The 21720-nt window shown below is 73.2% G+C and carries 18 protein-coding genes and 1 tRNA gene; 10 read left to right on the top strand and 9 right to left on the bottom strand.

What is annotated here, in order from left to right; genetic code table 11:
- Positions 1 to 194: 194 nt before the first annotated feature.
- Positions 195 to 935 (bottom strand): GOLPH3/VPS74 family protein, encoded by a 741-nt coding sequence (locus ACPC54_RS11300; RefSeq protein ID WP_498963672.1) that lies wholly within the window; start codon positions 933 to 935, stop codon positions 195 to 197.
- 298 nt (positions 936 to 1233) lie between these two features.
- On the opposite strand from ACPC54_RS11300, the gene ACPC54_RS11305 reads away from it, so the two are divergent.
- On the top strand, positions 1234 to 3522 hold the full coding sequence (locus ACPC54_RS11305) for a D-alanyl-D-alanine carboxypeptidase (RefSeq protein WP_498963674.1): 2289 nt from the start codon (positions 1234 to 1236) through the stop codon (positions 3520 to 3522).
- Between the two features lie 81 nt (positions 3523 to 3603).
- Here ACPC54_RS11305 and ACPC54_RS11310 read toward each other — a convergent pair whose 3' ends face one another.
- Both ACPC54_RS11310 and ACPC54_RS11315 read right to left on the bottom strand, forming a co-directional pair.
- Entirely contained in the window at positions 3604 to 4536 is a 933-nt protein-coding gene (locus ACPC54_RS11310; protein WP_498963676.1) for a hypothetical protein, read from the bottom strand.
- Between the two features lie 67 nt (positions 4537 to 4603).
- Entirely contained in the window at positions 4604 to 5311 is a 708-nt protein-coding gene (locus tag ACPC54_RS11315) for a TetR/AcrR family transcriptional regulator (RefSeq protein ID WP_498963678.1), read from the bottom strand.
- A 118-nt stretch (positions 5312 to 5429) separates the two neighbouring features.
- On the opposite strand from ACPC54_RS11315, the gene ACPC54_RS11320 reads away from it, so the two are divergent.
- The 6 genes from ACPC54_RS11320 to ACPC54_RS11345 all read left to right on the top strand — a co-directional run bounded on the left by ACPC54_RS11320 (position 5430) and on the right by ACPC54_RS11345 (position 11031).
- Positions 5430 to 5768, top strand: a complete 339-nt coding sequence (locus tag ACPC54_RS11320) for a darcynin family protein (RefSeq protein WP_498963680.1) — start codon at positions 5430 to 5432, stop codon at positions 5766 to 5768.
- Between the two features lie 139 nt (positions 5769 to 5907).
- Positions 5908 to 6270, top strand: coding sequence for a BlaI/MecI/CopY family transcriptional regulator (locus ACPC54_RS11325; protein WP_498963682.1), 363 nt, complete (start codon positions 5908 to 5910; stop codon positions 6268 to 6270).
- A 23-nt stretch (positions 6271 to 6293) separates the two neighbouring features.
- Positions 6294 to 7196: a M48 family metalloprotease gene (locus ACPC54_RS11330; protein WP_498963684.1), complete on the top strand. Its 903-nt coding sequence runs from the start codon at positions 6294 to 6296 to the stop codon at positions 7194 to 7196.
- A gap of 421 nt (positions 7197 to 7617) precedes the next feature.
- Complete coding sequence (locus tag ACPC54_RS11335; protein ID WP_498963686.1) at positions 7618 to 10326, top strand: ligand-binding sensor domain-containing protein; 2709 nt, start codon at positions 7618 to 7620, stop codon at positions 10324 to 10326.
- Positions 10327 to 10460: 134 nt separating this feature from the next.
- The gene (locus ACPC54_RS11340) at positions 10461 to 10850 is read left to right on the top strand and encodes a hypothetical protein (RefSeq protein ID WP_498963688.1); all 390 of its coding nucleotides are present in this window, start codon (positions 10461 to 10463) and stop codon (positions 10848 to 10850) included.
- 108 nt (positions 10851 to 10958) lie between these two features.
- A tRNA-Arg gene (locus ACPC54_RS11345) sits at positions 10959 to 11031 on the top strand.
- 165 nt (positions 11032 to 11196) lie between these two features.
- Here the strand turns inward: ACPC54_RS11345 and ACPC54_RS11350 are convergent.
- The gene (locus tag ACPC54_RS11350) at positions 11197 to 12039 is read right to left on the bottom strand and encodes a phosphatase PAP2 family protein (RefSeq protein ID WP_498963690.1); all 843 of its coding nucleotides are present in this window, start codon (positions 12037 to 12039) and stop codon (positions 11197 to 11199) included.
- Positions 12040 to 12477: 438 nt separating this feature from the next.
- Between ACPC54_RS11350 and ACPC54_RS11355 the strand changes: the two genes are divergently transcribed.
- Both ACPC54_RS11355 and ACPC54_RS11360 read left to right on the top strand, forming a co-directional pair.
- Entirely contained in the window at positions 12478 to 13449 is a 972-nt protein-coding gene (locus ACPC54_RS11355) for a sigma-70 family RNA polymerase sigma factor (RefSeq protein WP_498963692.1), read from the top strand.
- A 164-nt stretch (positions 13450 to 13613) separates the two neighbouring features.
- A complete protein-coding gene (locus tag ACPC54_RS11360; RefSeq protein ID WP_498963694.1) occupies positions 13614 to 13871 on the top strand; it encodes a hypothetical protein in 258 nt (85 codons plus the stop codon).
- A 33-nt stretch (positions 13872 to 13904) separates the two neighbouring features.
- Here the strand turns inward: ACPC54_RS11360 and mscL are convergent, their stop codons facing one another.
- The 5 genes from mscL to ACPC54_RS11385 form a co-directional block, all read right to left on the bottom strand.
- Positions 13905 to 14321 (bottom strand): large conductance mechanosensitive channel protein MscL, encoded by a 417-nt coding sequence (gene mscL / locus ACPC54_RS11365; protein WP_498963696.1) that lies wholly within the window; start codon positions 14319 to 14321, stop codon positions 13905 to 13907.
- Positions 14322 to 14351: 30 nt separating this feature from the next.
- Positions 14352 to 14639, bottom strand: a complete 288-nt coding sequence (locus tag ACPC54_RS11370) for a hypothetical protein (RefSeq protein WP_498963698.1) — start codon at positions 14637 to 14639, stop codon at positions 14352 to 14354.
- Between the two features lie 332 nt (positions 14640 to 14971).
- Positions 14972 to 15286 (bottom strand): FmdB family zinc ribbon protein, encoded by a 315-nt coding sequence (locus tag ACPC54_RS11375; protein ID WP_498963699.1) that lies wholly within the window; start codon positions 15284 to 15286, stop codon positions 14972 to 14974.
- A 125-nt stretch (positions 15287 to 15411) separates the two neighbouring features.
- Positions 15412 to 16764 carry an MFS transporter gene (locus ACPC54_RS11380; RefSeq protein ID WP_498963701.1) on the bottom strand — a complete coding sequence of 451 codons (1353 nt, stop codon included), beginning with the start codon at positions 16762 to 16764 and terminating at the stop codon, positions 15412 to 15414.
- 364 nt (positions 16765 to 17128) lie between these two features.
- Complete coding sequence (locus ACPC54_RS11385; RefSeq protein WP_498963703.1) at positions 17129 to 18613, bottom strand: potassium/proton antiporter; 1485 nt, start codon at positions 18611 to 18613, stop codon at positions 17129 to 17131.
- A gap of 239 nt (positions 18614 to 18852) precedes the next feature.
- On the opposite strand from ACPC54_RS11385, the gene ACPC54_RS11390 reads away from it, so the two are divergent.
- Positions 18853 to 21570 carry a penicillin acylase family protein gene (locus ACPC54_RS11390; RefSeq protein ID WP_498963705.1) on the top strand — a complete coding sequence of 906 codons (2718 nt, stop codon included), beginning with the start codon at positions 18853 to 18855 and terminating at the stop codon, positions 21568 to 21570.
- The last annotated feature ends 150 nt before the right edge of the window (positions 21571 to 21720 follow it).

The following is a 21720-nucleotide window of genomic DNA, read 5'->3' on the forward strand; positions in this document are numbered from 1 at the left end:
GCGGGGACGGCGGAGGGGCGGTCGCCGGGCGACTTCCGTCGCGGGCGACCGCCCCTCGGTGCGGTTCTCGGTGGTGCGTGGTGCCGGGGTGGAACCGGTTGCGCGAGGGGGCGTTGAGCCCCCTGCGCCGGCGCGGACGGGCTGCCGCGCGCCGCTGCGCGCGCCCCGTCCGGTTTCCGGTGCGCGGTGTCCGGCTAGCGGACGCCGACCCGGGAGACGGTGACCCGCCCGCCGGTGCTCCGGCCCGCCGCGCGGGCGCCGGAGCGGCCGGAGCCGGTCCCGGAACCCTGGGGTGAACGGTTCTGCTGGGTCGGCAGGCCGTTCTGCACGTCCATCACGGCGTGCGCGACCATGCCGCCCAACGGGTCGTAGCGGATCAGGTCGCGCAGCCGCGACCGTGAGGACCTGCCCTCGTTGCCCGGGTACAGGTGCTTGCCCAGGCCCACCGCGTGGGCCAGGGCGGCCAGCGCGGCCGTCCGCGGGTCCGGCGGCACGCCGGTGCGGATCGCGGTGTCCAGCCGCTGCTTGATCGCGGCGTTGGTGCAGTCGTCGGACGCCTGGTACCGGGTCGTCGGCAGCACGCCGCACACCTGGCCCGGCACGGCCGTGACCATGCCGCAGCGCTCCAGGTGCGCCAGGTAGGTCTGCCGCAGGCCCAGTCGCGGCCCGCCGATCCAGTGCGCCGCACGGACCGGGCTGCCGCGTCGGCGCAGCAGTTCCAGTGCGTGGTCGAGAGTCGGGTCACCGGTCGGCCGTGCGAGCACGACGGCGATCCGGTCACCCTCCGGTACGATCCGTCCGGCCAGGGACAGCTCGACGAGCTGCGCCCCGGCGAGTCCGAGGTCGAGGGTCTGCGGCTGCGCCGTGGTACCCGTGGTCGGGTCCAAGGCGAGCAGCAAGAGTTCCTCGGGAACAGTTCTGCGGCTCTTGCCCATCCAAGCCTCCCCGCGTGGATGAGAGACAGAGTGACGCCTCTCACACGGGCTTGTCGAGTACGCCTCCGAATCGTGACCTTGCGGTGAAGGCGCGGAACCGGCGGCCGCGGACACGGCGTCTGACCGGTGAACAGGCCGCGGCGCGGCCGCGCGCGGACGATAAGCGCCGGTCGGGCGGGGTGTGCGCGGCCGGATCGGCCCTCGGTGGCGGAGACTGTACAGGTACACGGGGCGGGGCGTCGGCTTCCCGAAATCGGGTTCGCCGGTGCCCCGCCGGGCGTTGAGGAGGCTGGGATACGTGGGCGAGTCCCCCGACAGGGTGCTGAGGGACGGCGAGCGGGAGCAGGATCGTGAGGAGGAACGGGACGCCTCGTCGAAGGCGCCTGGCGTGAAGGCCTCCGATGCGAGGACCTACGACGCGAAGGCTGCCGACCCCGCCAAGCCCTCCGGCGGAGGCGCCGGGAGCGGCTCGACCGTACAGCTGCGTGTCCAGGATGCGGACGAGCGGACCGCGATGCTGCGGTTGCCCGTCGACAACCGCACCACCTCGCTCAGGCTGCCGGTCGACAACAGGACGACCGCGCTGCGGCTGCCGCCGGAGCTGCTGAAGCCCGCCGGCGAGGACGGTTCCGCGGACGAGGCGGACGAGGCGGTCGAGCCGGCGACCGAAGCCGAGGGCGGCGAGCCGGAGAAGGCCGAGGAGAAGCCGTCCGGCACCGACCCGCGTCTCGCCATCCGGACGGCCGCGGAGGCATCCGGCCGGTCGAAGGCCTCTGACACCCCGAAGGACGAGGACGATGACGCCGGGGAGCCCTCGGTCGAGTCCGACACCGGGTCCGACACCGAGTCCGACGCCGGGTCCGACGCCGAGTCCGACGCCGGGTCCGACGCCGGGTCCGACGCCGGGTCCGACACCGAGTCCGACACTGGGTCCGACACCGACGACGCGCCCGCCGGGCCCGTCGCCCCCGTCGTGCTGACCAAGACCGGGCAGCCTGGTCAGCACACGGGCGGTGCCGGGAAGCTGGAGAAGCCGGAGCCGCTGCGCCCCGCCGCCGTCCCCGCCGTGGTGCCGTCCGCCGCGGTGCCGTCCGTGGCCGGGTCGGTCCCCGAGCCGCCGGAGCCCGAGCCGCTGCCGGAGCCGGAACCGGCGCCGAAGCCGCTGCCGAAGCCGGCCCCCGAGCCCGCGCCGACGCCGGGCCCGGCCCCCACCCCGCTGCCCGAGCCCGACCCGCGCCCGGTGCCACCCGTCCCGCCGCTGCCCGCCCCGCCGCCGCTGCCGGCGCCCGAGCCGCTGCCCTCGCCGGAGAACACCGCCGAGGCGATGGAGGTGCTGGCCACCCTCAACTCCCGTCCGGTGTCGCCGCTGCGCCGCGCGCTCAAGCGGATCACCATCTGGACGGTGTTCCTGGCCGTGGTGCTCGGCGCCGCCGTGGTGGCCCAGCTGCTGCGCCCGCTGCCGGACGCCAAGGTGCGGATGACGGCCGCCGGGACCTACAGCTTCGCCGGGAACCAGCTGGACCTGGCCTGGCCGGCCAAGGGCCAGTCCGCCGCCGAGGTCGTCGGCGTCGGCAGCCTCGGCAGCTCGGGCCAGGAGACGCCGGCTTCGATCGCCAGCGTCACCAAGGTGATGAACGCCTACCTGTTCCTGCAGAAGTTCCCGCTGAAGAAGGGGGAGAGCGGCCCGAAGATCGTCGTCGACAAGCAGGCCGCGCAGGAGTCCGGCAACAGCGACGAGTCCCGTGTCACCCTGACCGAGAACCAGGTGCTCACCGAGTACCAGGCGCTGGAACTGCTGATGCTGCCCTCGGCCAACAACGTGGCCCGGCTGCTCGCCCGCCAGCACTCCGGATCCGAGGAGGCGTTCGTCAAGCTGATGAACGAGACCGCGGCCAAGCTCGGCATGACCAACACCACCTACGCCGACCCGGCGGGCTTCAACGCGGAGACCAAGTCCACCGCCAAGGACCAGCTGAAGCTGGCCGAGCAGGTCATGCAGGACGAGATCTTCCGGCAGATCGTCTCCACCCCGGAGACCAACTTCAACAACGCGAAGATCCTCAACACCAACAACCTGATCAACCCGAAGACCGGTGTGATCGGCGTCAAGACCGGCTCCAGCACCCCGGCCGGCGGCTGCCTGATGTGGGCCGCCTACAAGGAGATCGGCGGCGTGAAGCGGCTGATCCTGGGCGTCACCCTGGGCCAGCAGGCCACCTCCTCCGCCCCGGGCGACGGCATCCTGCCCACGGTGCTGAAGGTCAGCGGCAAGCAGATCCAGGCCGCGCAGAACGGCCTGACCGGCCAGACCGTGGTGAAGAAGGGCGACGTCGTCGGCACGGTGGAGGACGGCCTCGGCGGCAAGGTCCCGGTCGTCGCGACCAAGGACCTGGTCGTGGCGGGCTTCCCCGGCATCTCCGGCACCGTCACCCTGGACGCAGGCAAGCTCGGCCACCAGGAGAAGGCCGGCAAGGTCGTCGGCTCGCTGCGGGTCGGCTCGGGTGACGACAAGGTGGAGGTCCCGGTGGCCCTCCAGGCGGACCTCGACCCGCCGTCCATCCAGTCCCGGCTGCTCCGCACCCTCTGAGCCGCACCGGCCACGCGTGCCGCCGTCCGGACCTCCGGGCGGCGGCACGTCGCGTTTCCCGGCCCTACCGCTCCCGGGCCCTCAACGCCCGTGCGGCTGCGGCCCGTTGTCGGCCGCCGGCTTGTCGAGCGAGACGGCCTCGACCGGGGCCGCCTCGACCGGGACGGCGTCGACCGGGACGGCGTCGACCGGCGCCCCGGCCGGCCCGCCCGCCGCCTCCGGGTCGTCCTGCTCGATCCGGCCCAGCAGCCGGGCGACGGCGTCGGTGCGCTCGCGCAGCACCGCGACGCGGGCCGCCCGCTCGGCCTCGACGGGCTGCTCGGCGGGCAGCACCGGGATGCCGCGCTGCCGGGCGGTCGCGATCAGGCTCTCCGCGGCCTGGCCGGCCACGACCAGGGTGGCGGCCGCGAAGGACCCGGCGTCCAGGGTGTGGTGGCGGCCGAGCAGGCCGCCGCGGTGGACGATCCGGGCCGGGACGGTCAGTTCGTCGAGGCGCTGGTCGACCGAGCCGCGTTCGAGGGCGGCCAGCACGACGGTGGCCAGCGCCTCCCCGGCCTTGGTGACGGCCCACTTGCGGCCGGGCACCGGCGGGAGGAACTCGCGGATCCGGTCCACGTCGCGTTCCAGCGAGCTGGTCGTCAGCACCTCGAAGGCGTTGCGGGTGCGGATCTCGACCACCTTGTCCCAGTCGATCTCCTGGCCGTCGAAGCCGACCCGGCCCGGCCCCAGGTGCACCGCGCCGTAGTCGTCGAGGAGCCCGAGCAGCTTGTGCGCCACCGCCGGGGTCCGGGGGTGGCGGCCGAGCAGCGTGCCCACCGAGAGCTTCCACGGCTCGACGGCGGGGACGGCCGGCGGGGCGACGGAGGTGAGGGCCGAGAGCGCCCACCGCCCGCCCGCCGCCGAGCGCCCGGCCCGCAGCACCGCCCGCCGTCCGGCGTCGCCCAGCTCGGCCGCCGCTCCCACCAGCCGCCCCAGCCCGCCCGTCAGACCACCTGTCAGCCCGCCCGTGCTCAACCGCCCGCCCCTCTCGTCGTGTCCGCGGCCCGCAGGCCCGCAGGCCCGCCATGCTACGGGCGGTGCGTCAGCGCCCGGGGGCCAGCAGGTCGACGAGCTGGCCCAGGTTCTCCTCGAACAGCGGCTCCGGGTCGGCCATGGCGAAGTCGAGGTGGCCGAACACCTCCAGGGCGATGAGGCCGTAGAGGCGGCTCCAGACCTGGACGAAGCGGTGCAGCACGGGCAGCGGGAGGTCCTCGGTGAGGTGTTCGCGCAGGTCGTCGAACTGGGACCACCAGGCGGGGACGGGCCGCACGGCGGGCTCCGCCGGGATCGCGCCGTCCCGCCACAGCTGCTCCAGCAGGCCGAGGAAGACCTGCCCGAACTGCCAGCCCGCCTCGTGCGCCGGGTCCTCGGGGGCGGTGCCGGCGTCGGGGACGGGCTTGCCGAAGAGCAGCGTGAACTCGCTGCGGTGGCCGAGCGCCCAGCGGCGCAGGGCGCGGGCGGCGGCGGCGAAGCGCTCGGCGGTGGGAGCGTCGGGGCGGGCGTCGCGGGCGGCTTCGAGCCCGGCGGCGAGGTCGCGGTAGAGGTCGGCGACGACGGCCTGGACCAGGGCGCGGTGGTCGGGGAAGTAGCGGCAGAGGCCGGGCGCGGTCATGCCGACCGCGCGGGCGGTGGCGCGCAGGGTCAGTGCGGTCGGCCCGTCCTCGGCGAGCAGGTGCCGGGCGGCCCGCAGGATCTCCGCCACGGTCTGCTCGCGCCGGAGCTCGCGGCGGCTGGGCGGCTGGTCGGGCATGCGGACTCCCCTTGACTTTGTTGATACCGTTAGCTTTAGCTTACACCGTTAGCGTTTCGAGCGGCGCGGGACCCTCCCGAGCCTCCTCGGCCTGCCCGCACACGAAGGGACCCCGCGGATGTACATGGTCATGCTCGGCTACTCGATCTCGCCGCAGTGGCTCGCCCTGCCCCGCACCGAGCGGCAGCGGCTCAAGGTCGCCCACCTCGCGCCGCTGATCGAGAAGTACGCGGACCGGGTGCGCGCCCGCTTCTTCGACGCCGAGGCGTTCTACACCCGGTTCAGCGACTTCGCGCTGTTCGAGACCGATGACCTGACGGCCTACTACCACCTGGTCGAGGAACTGCGCGACACCCCGCTGGTCGGCCAGGGCTACCTGACCTTCAAGGACGTCGTGCTCGGCGTCGAGGACGGCCACGAGCACTTCGAGCGCGCCCTCGCCGCCGAGGCGGCCTGAGGCGGCCTGAGGCCGTCTGGGGTCACCTGAGGTCACCTGAGGTCACCTGAGGCCGCCGAGGGCCGGGGCCGGGGGATCGCCGCCCGCCCGGGTGGGTAGGGTCTCCCCAGCGCGGGGCGACGGAGGACCGGGGGCGGACTTGGGCGAGCAGCGGCGGGACCACGGTGCCCTGGAGGCCGAGGTGATGGCCGTCCTGTGGGCCGAGGGCCGTCCGATGACGGCCGGGCAGGTCCACGAGGCGCTGGGCGCCGCGGACCTGCACCCCAAGACGGTGCTCACGGTGCTGGGCCGGCTGCACGCCAAGGGCCTGCTCGGCCGGGAGCGGACCGGCCGGGCGCACGCCTACGCGCCGAACCGGGGCCCGGCCGACGAGGTCGCCTCGCAGATGAACCAGGCACTCGTCCGCGGCGCCGACCGCCTGGCGGTCCTTCAGCACTTCGTCGCCGGGCTCGACCCGGCGGACGAGCAGGCCCTGCGCGCCTTGCTCGACACCCGGGACTGACCGAGCCGAGCGGGGAACTGGCCGTGTACTTCACCGTCTACCTGGTGATCCTCGCCCCGGCCGCGCTGGCCGTGCTCGGGCCGGCGGTGGCGCGGCACCTCGCGCCGGCCGCCGCCGTGCGGGTGCTCACCGTCCTGCTGGCCGCGGCCGCCGCGGCCACCTGCTGGGGGCTGTTCGCGCTCGCCGTCGCCGGCCTGGCCAACCTCCCGCAGGTGCGCGGGCGGTGGGGCGGCGAGGGGCGGGCGCTGGCGGTGGCGGACCCGGTGCCGTGGGGGCTCGGCGTGCTCGCCGCGGCCGTCCTCGCGGTGGTCGCGGTGCGCCTGCTGGCCGGGTGGCGGCGGCATGCGGCCCAGCGGCGGGCGCTCGGCGCGGTGCGGTCGGCCCCGGCGGCCGGCGACCTGCTGGTGCTGCCCGACGACCGGGCCGACGCCTACGCGCTGCCAGGCCGGCCCGGCCGGATCGTGGTGACGGCCGGCATGCTGCGCGCCCTGACCGTCGAGGAGCGCGCGGTGCTGCTCGCCCACGAGCGCGCCCACCTGGCCTGCCGGCACGACCGCCACGCGACGCTCGCGCAGGCCGCCGTCCTGGTCAACCCGCTGCTCGGGCGGCTGCGGGACGAGGTCGTGTACGGCGTCGAGCGCTGGGCCGACGAGGTCGCCGCCGAGGCCGTCGCCTCCCGCGGGCTCGCCGTCCGCTCGCTGGCCCGGGCGGCGCTGGCCGGCGCCTGCCGGCCGGAGCAGCCGTCCGTGCTGGCCTACCTGCGGCACCGGATCGCCGACCGCGCGGCCGCGCTGCAGCGGGAACGGCCGGTGAACCGCTGGCACCGGGTCTGGCCGGCCGCCGGCGCGCTGCTTGTGGTCGGGGCGGCCGCGGCCGACCTCGGGGTGGCGTTCGCGCGCTGCCTCGACGCCGTCCTTTTCTCCTAGAACGTTCATGCTCGGGTGGTTTCGTCCCCGGCGCCGCGACCGGCGATTTGGTCGCACATCTTGTGCGATGTCATGTCCCGGGCCACACTTCCGACTTGCGGGAACGCGCGCGCATGTCCGCGCGAACCCGGGCCCGTTCACCGACCCGGGCGGTCGCGGTACCCCCGGACCGCGGCCGCCCGGATCCGCACACGGCGACCGGCCGTGCCCCGCAGCGCGACCGTTCGCACCCTGCCGTCCTGGTGCTGCCGGGCCGGGAGGGGCATTCCGTTTTGTGTGAACTGTCTTAACTGATTTGGTTTTAACCATTCGTAACGTTTGATCCCCTTCCGTCGCCCGCCCCCGACCGGCGAAGCTTCGGACGGATTTCCGCCGGGAACCGCGCGACCGCGCGACCCGCCCATGGGGAGGACCCACCATCGTGCCCAACAGGCAACGCCGACGGCTCCTGCTGCCCGCCGTCACCCTGACCGTGCTCGGACTGACCACCACCCAGGCCCTCGCCGCGCCGGCCGGGGCGCCCAAGAGCGGCTCGCGCCAGGCCCAGCACCTCGCCGAGGTCGGCCGGCAGCACGCCCGCCAGGTCCAGGGCTCCGGCCCCGCCGCGGCCCCGCTCGCGACCTTCGCCGCCAAGGCCGAGACCGCGAGCGACAGCGGCGGCTCCGACGAGGCGGAGAACTCCGCCGAGGGCGTCGCGCAGTACACCGAGGCCCGCACCGCCCCCGGCGTCGTCGCCCCCGGCGCGTACGGCGCCGCCTGGTCGGCCCTGCGGGCCATGCCGCACACCGAGGGCGACTGGAAGCACGTCACCAACAAGCCCTACAACGGCGACGACCCGCGCTACCGCGACGTCAACTCCAACTCCAGCGGCGGCGCCGGCTTCGTCACCGGCCGGATCACCGGCATCGCGGCCGACAACGACGGCTACGTCTACGCGGGCGGCGCCAACGGCGGCGTGTTCCGCTCCCGCACCGGCGGCGGCGACTGGGAGCCGATCGCGGACAAGCTGCCCACGCTGTCCACCGGCACCGTGGGTCTCGACGAGGGCGGCCGCCTCTGGTACGCCACCGGCGAGTCCAACACCGGCGCCACCTCGTACGTCGGCACCGGCGTGTACGTGCTCGCCGACCCGAAGCACGGCACCTTCAAGCCCGGTGACCGCATCGGCGGCAACGAGCTGGAGTCCACGATCATCCACGCGCTGCGCTTCGGCGGCGGCAAGGTGTGGGCGGCCACCAGCCGCGGCGTCTGGAGCCACTCCGCCACCGACCTGACCGGCCCGTGGGTGATGGAGTTCGCGCCCAACCCGGACTACCTGCCGGGCGGTTCGAAGGCCAAGGACCCGAGCGCGCCGTACAAGAACATCGCCAACGACATCGCGATCGACCCCAAGGACCCGTCCAAGGTCGTCCTGGCGGTCGGCTGGCGCGGCGGCGACACCTACAACGGCTTCTACAGCAAGGCCGCGGACGGAAGCTGGCAGCGGGTGGCCTCGCTCGGCGACCTGCCGACCGACGCCGCGAACGTCGGCAACGTCACCTTCGCCCGCTCGGCGGACGGCTCGCGCTACTACGCGATCGACCAGTCGCCGGACGTCATGGCGCACAACCCGGACACCGGCCTCAAGGGCGTCTACGTCTCCAAGTCGGGCTCCCCGTTCGGCCCGTGGACCCAGATCGCGGACAAGGACAAGCTCAAGAACTCCGGCTCCGCGCTCCAGGACCCGGGCTACCAGCCCGGCATCCAGGCCTGGTACAACCAGTCGCTGCAGGTCGACCCGGCCAACCCGGACCACGTCTACATGGGTCTGGAGGAGGTCTTCGAGACCACCGACGGCGGCGCCGACTGGTCCACCGTCGGCCCGTACTGGAACAACGGGTTCCCCTGCTGGAGCATCGACCCGACCAAGCAGACCGGCGACTGCTCGCCGACCACCCACTCCGACCAGCACGCCGTCGCCTTCGGCAGCTACCAGGGCAAGTCGAACGTCTACGTCGGCAACGACGGCGGCATCTACACCCGCCCGACCAACGGCCAGCTCGACCAGTGGGGCCACGGCAAGGACTGGAAGTCCCTCGCGGACGGCACCATCGACACCCTGCAGTACTACTCGGTCGGCGTCGGCAAGGACCCGGCCGACAGGACCGGCAAGGGCGTCATCGTCAGCGGCGGCCTGCAGGACAACGGCGAGTCCATCCTGCGCGCCCACGACAAGGTGATGGGCTCCAACTTCGGCGGCGACGGCGCCGACACCCTGGTCGACCCGGCCAACGGCTGCAACATCGCCGAGGAGTACGTCTACCTCGACATGTGGGTCACCCAGAACTGCGCCGTCAACGACGGCAGCTGGACCAAGGACCCGAGCAAGGCCACCTCCTTCGAGGTCGCCCCGCCCGACAAGGACACCAACTCCGCCCGCTTCATCGCGCCGATCACCGCCGACCCCAAGGACGGCAACACCTGGATCGCCGGCGGGCGGCACGTCTGGGTGCAGCACAAGGGCTACGCGATCCGCAGCGGCAGCGAGTGGACCTCCGCGTACGACCTCGGCGCCGGCCACGTCGCCACCGCCGTCGCCACCGTCAACGGCACCGTGTACGCGGGCTGGTGCGGCCCCTGCAACAACCAGGGCTTCAGCCGCGGCATCGCGGTCGGCAACACCGACGGCACCGGCTGGCACCAGCTCAACCTGCCCGTCGACGGCACCCTGCCCAACCGCTACATCTCCTCCTTCGCCGTCGACGAGAAGGACGCCCAGCACGTCTTCGTCGCCTTCAACGGCTTCTCGCGGACCTGGACCGAGGGCCCCGGCGCGGGCATCGGCCACCTCTTCGAGACCCACGACGGCGGCGCCACCTGGACCGACGTCTCGGCCAACCTGCCCGACGTCCCCGCCACCTCGGTCAAGCTCCTGCCGAACGGCGGCCTCGCCCTCGGCACCGACCTCGCCGCCTTCTACCGCGCCCCGGGCGAGACCAGGTTCTCGGTGCTCGGCAAGGGCCTGCCCACCACCTCGGTGCAGCAGCTGAAGACCGGCCCGGACGGCAAGCTCTACGCCGCCACCTTCGGCCGCGGCATCTGGGCGATCGACCCCCGCGACATCTACGAGGACGGCGACAGCCAGCACTGACCGTCCCCGACCGCCACGACACCGGTGCCCGGCCCGCTCACCCCGAGCGGGCCGGGCACCGGCGCGTCCGGGGAACCGCTTCGCCACCGGCACCGTCCAACCCCGGACACGACCCCACCGGAGACGCCCTCCCCATGAAACGACCCGCCGCCCTGCTCCTGCTCCTCCTCGCCGCCACCGCCTGCACCTCCACCGCGGCGCCCTCCGCCCCCACCCCGAGTTCCGTGACCACCCCGGCCTCCCCGGTCGCCCCGGCCTCCCCGCCCCCGCCGACCGCGGTCCCGGCCCCGCCGACCCCGCCGGCCCCGCCGACGCTCCCCGCGAACCCGGCCCCTCCCGCCGCCACCCCGCCCGCCGCCACCCCGCCCCCGGCCGTCACCCGCCCCGTGCCCCCGGCCCCCACCAACCCCTCCGCCAAGCTCCCGACCGCACCCCCGGCCCCCGCCGCCACCCCGCCCCCGGCCGACCCCGACAACCCCGTCGACCTCCAGCACCGGCCCCGCCCCGTCCCCTCCCAGCCCTGAGCCCGCAAGATCACCGGGCAACCGTCCCCGCACCGCCCGACCCGCTACACTGAGCCCTCGGTGGCCACCCTCCGGGGCCGGCCGCCCGGAGCCCGCGAGCGGGCCCCGGCCTCAGTAGCTCAGGGGATAGAGCACGGCTCTCCTAAAGCCGGTGTCGCAGGTTCGATTCCTGTCTGGGGCACAGCGGAGAACACGACGAAGGCCCGGGCCGAGGGATGATCCCTCGGCCCGGGCCTTCGTCGCGTTCCGTGCCGCCGGCACCTCCCGGTGCCCCCGGAGGTCAGCCCAGGACGTGCCGGGCGGCGTACGCGACCGGGTCGGAGCCGCTCGGCCCGGGGCCCGCGGGTCACCGGGTCGGCCAGGAGCCCTTCTGACCGGCCGTCTCATCGATCCGCTCGGCGGCCCCGGCGGCCTCGTCGGACGATTCGGTGTCGGCCACCGGCCGGACGGGCGGCGCGAGGACGCGCTGGACCCGGGGCCTGGTACGCCACTTGACCCTCCGTACGTCGCGGGCCAGCGCGCCGGGGCGCCACAGCTCGGTGACGGCGGTGACGGCGCCGAGCACCATCCCGGCGGCCAGCCAGCCGGCCAGCACGTCGCTGGGCCAGTGCACGCCGAGGGCGACCCTGGTCCAGCCGATGGTCAGCACCGTCGCGGCGGCCACCGCGACGGCCGCGGTCCGACCGCGCCGGCCGACCCGGTACCAGAGCAGCGCGACCAGGACGGCGCAGGTGATCGCCGAGGCCATCGCGTGCCCGGAGGGGAAGGCGGGGCCGCCGGCGTGCGAGACCGGGTCGGGGAACTCCGGCCGCCGCCGGTCGACGGCCAGCTTCAGCGCCCACTGGGCGCCCCAGCCGATCAGTGCCTGGGCGGCCACCCAGCCGGCCAGCACCCGGGCGCCGATCAGCCAGAGCCAGCCGGCGGCGATGCCGAGCAGGACACGCATGGTGACGGTGCCGCCGATGTCGGAGAGCGTCTGCACCGAGGCGGTCCAGATCCGGTGGTCCCGGGCGTGCAGGTGCAGTTCGCCGACCCACTGCTGGTCGAACCGGACGAGCGGGTGCCAGTGGCCGGTCACCAGGGCCGTCAGGAGTCCGAAGGCCCCCGCACATCCGAGCGCGACCGCCGCGTCCCGGAGGAGGCGACGGTGACGCGCGGTGACGGACGCCCAGCCGTTGGTCAGGTGCATGCCTGACACCTTCCCAGTGTCCTGTGCCGATCGGGAGCTGGAGTGATAGCGATTCGGCATCGTTTCTGGGGAGGACCTGCGTGCGCCCGGGTGTGCGCGTGGGTGCGTGAGCGGGTGGGAGTCGGGGGTGCGCGGGAACGTCCACGAACTTCCGGGGGTTCACCGAGGGGGTGGCGGCCGCATGACGGCCGGGTGAACCCGATGTGCGGGAATCGGTCGCCGCAGTGGCACGGGACGTGCCCGACTCGTCACCGAGCGTCCAGAACCGAGGTGAAAACCGGCAGGATACTGCATCATCGGGAAGAATCTGAGTGACTTGGGAATGTTGTCCGGAATCTGTTCGTTGGATCGTTACGTGTGAGGCCCGGTGGGGCCCGCACTTCTTGCCCTCGGGGGCAGGCAGGCAGAGCTCGGCAACACCAGTCAAAGGGAGCAAGCATGGCCACCCGTGCCGTCGTTCGCGACAGGGCCGACCGGACTCGCGCGGCCCGCCCGACCAACTTCGAAGCCGACCGCGACCTGGTCGGCATGTACCTCGACGAGATCGCCAGGACGCCCCTGCTCGATGCCGCCGAGGAGGTCGAGCTCTCGCTGCGGATCGAGGCCGGCGTGTACGCCCAGCACCTGCTGGACGAGGACGAGCTGCCGAAGGGCGTCACCCGCGAGGAGTTGGAGGCGATAGCCGCCGACGCCGAGCGGGCCAAGGACGTCTTCATCCGCTCGAACCTCCGCCTCGTGGTCGCCGTCGCCCGCCGCTACCCGCGCAGCGGCCTCCCGCTGCTCGACCTCATCCAGGAGGGCAACGCGGGCCTGGTGCGCGCGGTCGAGAAGTTCGACTACGCGAAGGGCTTCAAGTTCTCCACCTACGCGACGTGGTGGATCCGCCAGGCGATCACCCGCTCGATCGCCGACCAGTCCCGCACGATCCGGCTGCCCGTGCACCTGGTCGAGGAGCTGGGCCGGATCCGCCGGGTGCAGCGGGAGAAGTCCAAGGAGCTGGGCCGCGAGGCCGAGCCGGCCGAGATCGCGGCCGAGCTGGACACCACCGAGGCCCGGATCAAGGACGTGCTGGACTGGGCGCGCGACCCGGTCAGCCTCAACATGTCCGTCGACGACGAGGGCGAGACCCAGTTCGGCGACCTGGTCGAGGACACCGGGGCGACGTCCCCCGAGGACGCCGTGATGGTCATGCTCCGCCGGGAGGAACTGGACGACCTGATCGGGCGGCTGGACGACCGCACGGCCTCGATCATCCGCTCCCGCTACGGGATGGAGGACGGCCGCGAGCGCACCCTGACCGAGGTGGGCAAGCAGCACGGCCTCACCCGCGAGCGGATCCGGCAGATCGAGAAGCACGCGCTGGCCGAGCTGAAGAAGATCGCCGACCACGCGGGCTTCGAAGCCGCCTGACCGGGGCGGGTGCGGATCCCGCCGGCCACGGGCCCGGGTGCGGAGCGCTCCGCACCCGGGCCCGCGCCGTGCGGCGGTGCTCGTAGGCTGGTGGGATCAGGCCCGGCGGGATCGGCGGGGCGGGATCGGCAGGGCGTGGCGCGGTGAACGACGGGGTGAACGGGATGAGCGAGCAGGGACGGGCGTCCGAGCCGGAGGCCGAGGCGGCCGAGGTGGCCCCGGAGACGCAGGGAGCGCAGGACGAGCGCGAGGCTCGGGCCAGGGCCCGGGCCAAGGCGCGCCTGATCTTCGGCGACCCGCTGGACCAGCAGTCCCGGGACGACACCGACACCGGCTGGGGCGACCGCCCCGGGGCGGGGGAGAGCGGTGGGCGGGGGCTGGACTGGTACCTGAGCCAGCGCCCGCCGCACCACGGCGGGTAGTGCCGCGCCCCAGCCGGTCGGAGCCCCGGGGGCTCAGCGCTGGGCGACCAGCGCGTCACGGATCTCGGTGAGCAGTTCGACCTCCTTGGCCTCCGCCTTGGCCGTCGCCTCGGCGGGGGTCTGCCGCCTGGCGGCGAGCTTGTTCATGGGCACGATCAGGACGAAGTAGACGACGGCCGCGGTGATCAGGAACTGCAGCACGGCGCTGAGCACCGACCCCCACAGGATGAGGATCCCGCGCGTGACCTCACCGGTGGCGCTCACCTCGCAGGGCCCCTTGAGGCAGGAGCTGTAGGACGCCAGGTCCTTGCTCCCGAACACGCCGATGATCGGATTGATCACGCCCTTGACGAAGGCGTTGACGATGTTGGTGAAAGCCGCGCCGATGACCACGGCGACGGCGAGTTCGACGACGTTTCCACGCAGCAGGAATTCCTTGAAGCCTTTCATGCCGCCTCGAACGACGGAGTCGTTCCCTGGTCACGGGTGATCTTCCGAAGCCGTGGATTGACAACCCGCTCGGCCCACCGGGCCCCCGCCGGGCGGCGGCAGCCCGGCCCACGCGGGCCCGGAGGCGAGCGCCGCGGCGACCGCGAGCACGAGCAGCGCGAGCCCGAGGAGGAGCGCCGGCCCGGCCCGCCGCCGGACGGCGGCCCGCCAGCGGTGCCGGCCGCCGCACCCGCGCCGGATCGGCGGGAAGCTCGGCACCTCCCGCCGGGGCGGGACGGTGGGGGCGGGCAGGGGGACGGTGAAGCTCAGGGCGGTCATCGGGCACCTCCGCACTCGGTCGGTCGATCAGCCGGTCGGTCGATCGCCGGTGCCCACACGATGCGCGCTCCACCCGTCACGGGAAATCCTTTTCCCCCCGCCTGTGGAAAACCCGCCCCCATCCGAAACCCGGTTCCCCCCTACGGATCAATTCGGCCCGCCCGAGGTTTGGAACCGGACGCGAAAAGGCCCGCCGCCCCGCGTGAAGCGGGAGCGACGGGCCTTTTTCGAAGCGTTCTCGAAGCCCTGGTGAGCCTCCGAAGAGCCTGGAGAGCCTGGAGAGCCTTCGGACGCCTTCACCGGGCCGCCGGCCGAGCCGGCCTGCGCCGAGGTCAGCTCGCGGTCGAAGCCGGGGCCGACGAGGTCGTCGAGGAGGACGACGAAGAAGAAGAGGACGTGGACGACGACGAAGTGGAGGTCGTCGAGGACGTCGAGGACGAGGATCCGGCGCCCACCGAGCTGCTGGAGGACGAGCGGCTGTCGGTCCGGTAGAAGCCCGAGCCCTTGAACACGACGCCGACCGCGGAGAAGACCTTGCGGAGCCGTCCCTGGCAGTCGGGGCACGTGGTCAGCGCCTCGTCGGTGAACTTCTGCACCGCCTCCAGGCCGTTGCCGCACTCGGTGCACTGGTACTGGTACGTGGGCACTTGCTTCCTCCTGGCACTCTCGCCTGATGAGTGCTAACGATGGTCAATGATGCGGTATTCCGCGGGATCAGTCCAGCGACCCCGGGTGTGAGATGGGCCCGCCCGGGTTCAGCCCCGCCGCCCGCTCAGCCCTCGACCGCCCCCACCAGGGCCCCGGCGCCGCCGCGCTCCGCGGAGCCCGCGACCACCCGGCTCGCCGTCCCCGGCGCCACCAGCAGGTGCCGCAGCGACACCAGCGCGACCAGGCCCAGCCCGGCGCCGACCACCGGCACCAGGAACCCGACCGAGGGGCCGTGCCCGTCGATCAGCTTGCCGGCCACCATCGAGCCGATCGCCAGGCCCAGCCCGATCGCGCCGGTCAGCCAGGTGAAGGCCTCGGTCTTGGCGCCGTCCTGGACGAGCGTCTCGACCAGGGTGTAGCCGCTGATCAGGGTGGGTGCGATGGCCAGGCCGCAGACCAGCCCGGCGACGGTGAGGGCGACCAGGTTGGGCATCGCCCACAGCACCGAGGCGCCCAGCACCAGCATCGAGTAGCTCAGGACCATCCGCTGCTGGACGGGCCGCCGCCAGGCGATCACGCCGTACAGCACGCCGGCCAGCATCGAGCCGCCGGCGAAGATCCCGTACACGGTGCCGCCGGCGTCGTGCTGCCCGACCGAGTCGGCGAAGGCGTTCACCGAGACCTGCATCCCGCCGAAGACCGTGCCGACCCCGAGGAACGCCGCGGCCAGCAGCCGCACGCCCGGCGAGGCGAGCGCGGAGGCGCGCCGCACCCCGGGCTCGGGGACGATCCGGGCGGGGGCGGTGCGCCGCTGCGCGGCGAAGGCGAGGCCGCCGACCAGGGTCAGCGAGGCCTCGGCGACCAGCGCGGCCGCCGGGTTGGCGAAGGCGGCGATCCCGGAGGCCAGGATCGGGCCGATCACGAAGGTGAACTCGTCCGTGACGGACTCGAAGGCGAAGGCGGTGCTCACCCGGGCCGCGGCGGCGTCGGACGGGCCGTCCGCGGTGAACCGGGCCACCCAGCGGGCCCGGACCATCGCGCCGATCTGCGGCACGCTGCCGCCGGCCGGGACGGCGGCCAGGAAGAGGCTCCAGGCCGGCGCGTGGCCGAGCGCCAGCGCGATCAGCAGGCCGACCGCGGCGCCGTGCACCAGCACGGTCGGGACGAGCACCGCGGCCTGGCCGTACCGGTCGGCGAGCCGCCCGGTCTGCGGCCCGATCAGGGCCTGGGCGACGGCGGCGACGGCGGTGACCGTGCCGGCTGTGCCGTACGAGCCGTGGGTCTTGGTGACCAGCAGCAGGATGCCCATGCTGAGCATCGCGTAGGGCAGCCGCGCGACGAGGGCGGGCGCCAGGAACCTCCAGGCACCGGGGGTGCGCAGCAGCGCGCCGTACCCGACGCGGGCGGGGGCCTGGGCTGCGGTGCCGGTGTTGTCCGCGATCTGCGCGGAGTCGTCGACCGTTCGGCGGGCCGTCACGGTCGGTCCTTCCTGCTGCCTGGTAGCGCGGCAGGGCATGGGGTGGCCCCGACGGCGCCGAGAGTCGTCCTCTCGCGCGTCGACCGGGGTAGATACCGGGTCGGCCCGGCCGGTGGGCCGGGGTCCGGACCGCGGCCGCCGAGCGGTCGCGCCAACTCTGCGTCAGGCAGATGCTGGGTGTGTTCTCACAGTAGTCGAACGGAGTATCCGCCCCAGCATACCGGTTACGCGCGTAGACCCGCTAGGCCGGCCCGGTGAACCGGCTCACTGGACGAGACGACCCCCGCACCCCCGAGCCCCGCACCCCCGAGCCCCCGCACCCCCGAGCCCCCGCATCCCCAGCCCCGTCCCGCCCCGGCCGGGATCACTTCCCGTTCAGCCACCCCGCGAGCTTGCCGCCCTTGTCGACGGCCCGCAGCCGCCGCTCGGCCGCCTCGCCGACCTCGTCCGTGGTGACCACCAGCAGTTCGTCCCCGCCGCGCAGCATGGTCGCCTTGTCCGGCACGAAGGAGCTGCCCTCCCGTACGACGAGGGTGACCGCCGCCCCCTTGGGCAGCCGCAGCTCGCTGATCTCGACCCCGGACATCCTGGAGTCCGGCGCGAGCGAGACGGACAGCAGGTGCCCGTGCAGCTTCTCCAGTGGGGCGGACTCGATGTCGAGGTCCTGGCCCATCGCGCCCTCGCCGATCCGCAGCCGCTTGGCCACCCAGGGCAGGGTCGGCCCCTGGAGCAGGGTGAAGACGACGACCAGGATGAAGACGATGTTGAACACGTCGTCGGCCCCGTGCGCGCCCGACACCACCGGGATGGTGGCCAGCACGATGGGCACCGCCCCGCGCAGTCCGGCCCAGCTGAGCAGCGCCTGCTCGCGTATCGACACCCGGAACGCGGTGAGGGTGAGCACCACCGACAGCGGTCGGGCGACGAACACCAGCACCGTGCCGATCACCAGCGCGGGGATCACCGCGTCGCCCATGCTCTCGGGCGCGGCGAGCAGCCCGAGCAGTACGAACATGCCGATCTGCCCGATCCACGCCAGGCCGTCCGCGAAGCCGCGCACGGCCGGTCCGTGCGGGAGCTTGGAGTTCCCGAGGATCACGGCGCTGATGTAGACGGCGAGGAAGCCGGAGCCGTGCAGCAGCGCGCCGCCGGCGTAGGCGAGCACGGTCAGCGCCACCACGGCGATCGGGTACAGGCCCGAGGAGGGCAGCGCGACGTGCTTGACCGCGAACGCGCCCAGCTTGCCGACCGCGAGGCCCACGGCCGCGCCGATCGCGAGCTCGGCGACGATGGTGCCGAGCAGGACGTACCAGGTGTCGAGTTCGCCGGTGCCGGCGAAGGCGACGACGAGGATGACGACGGGCGCGTCGTTGAATCCGGACTCGGCTTCCAGCAGGCCGGTGAGCCGGTGCGGCAGCGGCACCATCCGCAGCACCGAGAAGACGGCCGCGGCGTCGGTCGAGGAGACGATCGCGCCGAGCAGCAGCGAGGTCTGCCAGTCCAGGCCGACCAGCCAGTGCGCGCCGGCCGCGGTGACGAAGACGCTGATCCCGACGCCGGCGGTGGCGAGCACGGTGGCGGCCGGCATCGCCGGTCTGACCTCGCGCCAGTTCGTTTTGAGCCCGCCCTCGGCCAGGATCACCACCAGGGCCGCGTAGCCGAGCACCTGGGTGAGCTCGGCGTTGTTGAAGGTGACGCCGATTCCGTTCTGGCCCAGTGCGACGCCGATCCCCAGGTAGATCAGCAGGCTGGGCAGCCCCGATCTGGTGGAGAACCGCACCGCGACCACCGCGACCAGCAGGATCACGGAGGATTCGAGCAGGATCTGGTTCAGGTGGGCGACGTTCACGCAGGGGCACCTCGGGCAGGCAGGGGCGGACGGGGTGTCTGGGTGGTGCTGGGGGTGACCCGTTAAGAAGTCGTCAATGCTCCTCTTGCGGATCGTTACTCAGTCTAACATTTTGCCATATCTTTAGCTTGGTCCCCCGTTCACAGCGTCCGGCCGACTCGGCCTAATGTGGTGCCCTGTCCCGGCACCAGGCCCTGGACACGCCCGCCCGCCCCGAAGTCAGGACCGCAAGGACCCAGATGCCCCGCTTGAAGAAGTTCCGGCGCGCCCGTCTGATCGTGATCGTGCTGGTCGTGCTGCTGGTGGCCGGCGTCGGCTACGGCGGCTACCGCGGGGTCGCCGCGGTCCGCGCCTCCTTCCCGGAGGTCGACGGCAGCGTCAAGGTCGCGGGCCTGAGCGCACCGGTCGACGTCAAGCGGGACGCCAACGGCATCCCGCAGCTCTACGCCGACACCCCCGAGGACCTGTTCCGCGCCCAGGGCTACGTCCAGGCGCAGGACCGGTTCTGGGAGATGGACGTCCGCCGCCACATCACCGCCGGCCGGCTGTCCGAGATGTTCGGCGACAGCCAGGTCGACAACGACGCCTTCATCCGCACCATGGGCTGGCGGCAGGTCGCGCAGAAGGAGTTCGACACCAAGCTGTCGCCCGAGACCAAGAAGTACCTGCAGGCCTACTCGGACGGCGTGAACGCCTGGCTCGGCGAGCACCCCGGCGGCGAGAAGGCCTCGTTGGAGTACGCGCTGCTCGGCCTGGTCAACGACGGCTACAAGCCCGAGCAGTGGACCCCGGTCGACTCGGTGGCCTGGCTCAAGGCGATGGCCTGGAACCTCTCCGGGAACCTCCAGGAGGAGATCGACCGCTCGCTGCTGTCCCAGGACTTCGCGCCGGACAAGATCGCCGAGCTGTACCCGGACTACCCGTACAGCCGCAACGGCACCATCGTGAAGACCGGCACCGTCAGCGGCGACACCTACCGCCCGGCGGACGGCCCCGCCCCGGCCCCCGGCGCCCCCGGCGCCGGCACCGCCCAGGGTGCGGCCACCACCAAGGCGCTGCTGCAGAGCCTGACCGACCGGGTCGACAGGATGCCGCAGCTGCTCGGCCGCCCCGGCCAGGGCATCGGCTCCAACTCCTGGGTCGTCGCGGGCAGCCACACCACCACCGGCAGGCCGCTGCTCGCCAACGACCCGCACCTCGGCCCCGGCCTGCCCTCGGTCTGGTACCAGATGGGCCTGCACTGCCGGACGGCCTCCCCGGCCTGCCAGTTCGACGTCTCCGGCTTCACCTTCGCGGGCATGCCCGGCGTGGTGATCGGCCACAACAAGGACGTCGCCTGGGGCTTCACCAACCTCGGCGCCGACGTCAGCGACCTCTTCCTGGAGAAGGTCACCGGCCCGGACACGTACCAGGTCGACGGCAAGGACGAGAAGTTCGACCTCCGCAAGGAGACCATCAAGGTCGCCGGCGGCGAGGACCGCACCATCACCGTCCGCACCACCAGGACCGGTGCCCCGCTCATCTCCGACCCGAGCACCGAGCAGCAGAACGTCGGCAAGTACGCGCCCAACGGCAGCGCCGCCCCCGACCGCGGCACCACCGGCTACGGCGTCGCGCTGCAGTGGACGGCGCTCAACCCCGGCAAGACCATGGACGCCGTCTTCGGGCTCGACAAGGCGAAGAACTGGGACGACTTCCGCAACGCCGCCAAGGACTTCTCCGTCCCCGCGCAGAACCTGATCTACGCCGACGCCAAGCACATCGGCTACCAGGCCCCGGGTGACATCCCGATCCGCGCCAAGGGCGACGGCACCATGCCCGCCCCCGGCTGGGACTCCGGCTACCAGTGGAAGGGATACATCCCCTTCTCCGCCCTGCCGTACAGCTTCGACCCGGCGGCCGGCTACATCGTCACCGCCAACCAGGCCGTGGTGGACCCGAGTTACAAGTACAACCTGACCAAGGACTGGGAGTACGGCACCCGCGCCAAGGAGATCACCGAGCAGATCGAGGGCCTGCTCAAGAACAACGGCAAGATCTCGCCGGACGACATGCAGACCCTCCAGCTGGACAACACCAGCATCATGGCCAAGACGCTCGTCCCGCTGCTGCTCAAGCAGCAGATCGACGACCCGTACGTGCGCGAGGCCCAGGACCTGCTGAAGGACTGGAACTACCACCAGGACGCCGACTCGGCCGCCGCCGCCTACTACAACGGCGTCTGGCGCAACCTGCTCACGCTCGCCTTCGGCCAGAAGTTCCCGGCCGACCTCCGGGCCAAGGGCGACTGCCTGCTGGTCCGCCAGCAGGGCGACCCGACCAAGCCGGACAGCGGCAGCCGGATCGTCAACGAGTGCGGCACCCGCGACCCGGGCAAGGCCCAGCCGGACGGCGGCGACCGCTGGACCGAGGTGGTCCGCCAGCAGCTCGACAAGCCCGACAGCAGCTGGTGGACGTACATCGACTCCGACCACAAGGAGCAGAAGGGCCTGGACAACCTGCTCAAGGAGGCGATGAAGGACGCCCGGCAGGACCTCACCTCGCTGCTGAGCAAGGACATCTCCACCTGGAGCTGGGGCCGGCTGCACAAGCTGGAGCTGAAGGAGCAGACCCTCGGCACCGACGACTCCTCGATCGCCTCCGGCGCCGTCCACAAGCTGCTCAACCGCGGCCCGTACCGGCTCTCCGGCGGCTCCGCCGCGGTCGACGCGGCCGGCTGGAACGCGGCCGCGGGCTACCAGGTGGACTGGATCCCGTCGATGCGGATGGTGGTCGACCTCAGCGACCTCGACTCCTCGCGCTGGATCAACGTCGGCGGCGCCTCCGGCCACGCCTTCCACGCCAACTACAACGACCAGACCGACCTCTGGCTCAAGGGCAAGCTGCTGACCTGGGCGTTCACCCCGGACGCGGTCGAGAAGGCCAGCAAGCACAAGCTGGTGCTCACCAACGGCTGAGCCCCCGGGTACGGCCGGGGGGCCCCCCCCCCCCCCCGCGCGGGGGCGCCCCCCCCCCGGGGGCCCCCCCGCCCCCCCCGGGCCCCCCCGCCCCCCGGGGCCCCCCGGGCCCCCCGCCGGCGGGGGGCGCGGGCCGCCCCCCCGCCCCCC

The organism is Kitasatospora sp. NPDC094028 (genome assembly GCF_049543595.1).
Taxonomy (GTDB): domain Bacteria; phylum Actinomycetota; class Actinomycetes; order Streptomycetales; family Streptomycetaceae; genus Kitasatospora.